At 49.4% G+C, this 2,096-nt stretch carries 5 protein-coding genes; 2 read left to right on the top strand and 3 right to left on the bottom strand.

Going from position 1 to position 2,096, the window contains the following annotated elements:
* On the top strand, positions 1-284 hold a 284-nt coding region (locus AC9UG7_RS11380), incomplete at its 5' end, for an alpha/beta fold hydrolase (RefSeq protein WP_509587805.1).
* A 15-nt stretch (positions 285-299) separates the two neighbouring features.
* On the opposite strand, the gene AC9UG7_RS11375 is transcribed toward AC9UG7_RS11380, so the two are convergent.
* From AC9UG7_RS11375 to AC9UG7_RS11365, 3 genes are read right to left on the bottom strand one after another with little or no spacing between them, the layout of a single operon-like run.
* Positions 300-1,151 (bottom strand): undecaprenyl-diphosphate phosphatase, encoded by an 852-nt coding sequence (locus tag AC9UG7_RS11375; RefSeq protein ID WP_509587803.1) that lies wholly within the window; start codon positions 1,149-1,151, stop codon positions 300-302.
* A gap of 55 nt (positions 1,152-1,206) precedes the next feature.
* Positions 1,207-1,521, bottom strand: coding sequence for a CcdB family protein (locus AC9UG7_RS11370; protein WP_509587801.1), 315 nt, complete (start codon positions 1,519-1,521; stop codon positions 1,207-1,209).
* A gap of 6 nt (positions 1,522-1,527) precedes the next feature.
* Positions 1,528-1,797: a type II toxin-antitoxin system Phd/YefM family antitoxin gene (locus tag AC9UG7_RS11365; protein WP_509587798.1), complete on the bottom strand. Its 270-nt coding sequence runs from the start codon at positions 1,795-1,797 to the stop codon at positions 1,528-1,530.
* A gap of 165 nt (positions 1,798-1,962) precedes the next feature.
* Here AC9UG7_RS11365 and AC9UG7_RS11360 point away from each other — a divergent pair.
* Positions 1,963-2,096: helix-turn-helix transcriptional regulator (locus AC9UG7_RS11360; RefSeq protein ID WP_509587807.1), on the top strand; the 134-nt coding region annotated here is incomplete at its 3' end.

The following is a 2,096-nucleotide window of genomic DNA, read 5'->3' as shown; positions in this document are numbered from 1 at the left end:
TGAGTTTTAACCGCGACATTGAAACGCTGATTTACAACAACGTCCCTCATAATTTGGAACGCTTATTAAAAAAACACCCTCTGACTTGCCCAGTCAGTTTGGTGGCAGCGCGTCACTCACGCGAAATGCGGATGGCAGGTTCTGATTTCACCCACAAAATTACCAAAGGACGTATCACGATGATCGATGGCACGCATCTGGTGCCCATGGAAAAACCACTGGTGACGGCGGCAGCCGTTGAAGCGGCTATTTTGAATATGCTCAGTCTTGCTATGAAAAAATAAATCCCCTGAAATCAATCAAGGTTGCCAGACGATCCAGCCTTGGTAAGAGGTCAACAAAACGACGGCACCAAAGGCAATGCGATACCAAGCGAAGGGCACAAAATTGTGGGTAGAAATATAGCGCAGTAACCATCTCACACAGACCAGTGCACTGATGAATGAGAACACCAAGCCGATGCAGAACATCGGCATATCATCCAAACTCAACAAGGCACGTTCTTTGTACAAACTGTAGACGCCAGCGCCGATCAAAGTCGGAATCGCAAGATAAAAAGAAAACTCAGTAGCGGCTTTTCGCGAGAGTCCGAGCAACATACCGCCAATGATGGTGGCACCACTGCGACTCGTGCCCGGCACCATGGCCAAACATTGCACCAGGCCAACTTTCAAAGCGTCAAGCGGTGACATGGACTCTACATTCATGATGCGTACATGGTCATCTGGATGGCCGTCGTGCAATGGTTTTCTGCCCCAGCGCTCGACCCACAAAATCACCAATCCGCCCAGAATAAAAGTCGTCGCCACCACCGTCGGCGTGAACAAATGCGCTTTAATGACCTTACCGAACAACAGTCCAAGTACCACCGCGGGTAAAAATCCGATCAGCACATTGACGGCAAAACGGCGCGCCAGCCGTTGTGAAGGCAAGGCAATGACGGTCGCGCTGATTTTTTCCCAGAACACGATCACCACCGCAAAAATTGCGCCGGTTTGGATAGCGATATCGAATACCTTGGCTTTCTCATCGTCAAAGCCCAGCAATGCGCCCGCCAAAATGAGGTGCCCCGTGGATGAAATAGGCAAAAACTCGGTGAATCCCTCGACGATACCCATCACAGCGGCTTTTAAAAGCAACATGAAATCCACGACGTATCCTTGTGATTAATTTGGGTTTATTCTAAGCAACCCATGTTTATATGGGTCAAACACCTGATAAGACCACATCCATGGCGGCAATCAGCAAATGCGATTGAGACGATAAGTTACCCGCCATTTGACGCAAGCTTCGCACCGACATGGGCGCTACATAGTGCGCCAGCGCCCGAAGCTGTTGGCCGTTGACCGTGACCAAAGGGCATAGCTTTTCAGGAACTTTGTCAGCAAACTCTAAAGTGGCCAAGGGCATCACAAGACGTGTCGCCAAGGCATCAAGCAAATCACTTTGCAACACCACCACAAAGGGAATGCCTTTATCGGCACTCTCGCTAGGATTGGGGTAGACGTCAAATTGGGCCACAGCGGTTTACCAAGGACGTAAATCAGCGCCAGGGATGCCGTGGGTTTCAACCCACGCGTTTTGGGCAGTGATCCATTCGGCGAACTCAGATTCAAACTGCTGCTTGCGGGTCGCCAAGCTGGCGGTGTTTTGGTTAGCTTGCAAGACCCGGTATTGATCGACCGACAGGATGACGGTGTCAACCTGCCCGGCTTTTTCAACAAATACCGGCCCTTTCTTGGCTTGAGCGCAAATGCTGCCAAATCTGTTTTTGGCTTCGGTGGCGGTGATATGCATGGCAACTCCTGAAGATTAGCCATTTTAGCTAAAGTAGAAAATTAAAGATAAAAGAAACTGGACAATGGCTTAGTAACTCATATGAAAGTCCTTTGTCGTACTGCTGACGTGTTCAAAACCCAAGAAGAGTCCTAAATTAGGCAGTTCGGTCATCCAGGAGATTTCATGTTGATTCAAAAATTAAGGCTGCAACACGGTTGGTCACAGCAACAACTGGCAGACCTCAGCGGCCTGAGTGTGCGCACCATCCAACGCCTTGAAAAAGGGCAAGACGCCAGTGTTGAATCTTTGAAGTCTTT

This window comes from Limnohabitans sp. (assembly GCF_046052765.1).
Taxonomy (GTDB): Bacteria; Pseudomonadota; Gammaproteobacteria; order Burkholderiales; family Burkholderiaceae_C; genus Limnohabitans.
This window is presented reverse-complemented; position numbering and strand designations above follow the sequence as displayed.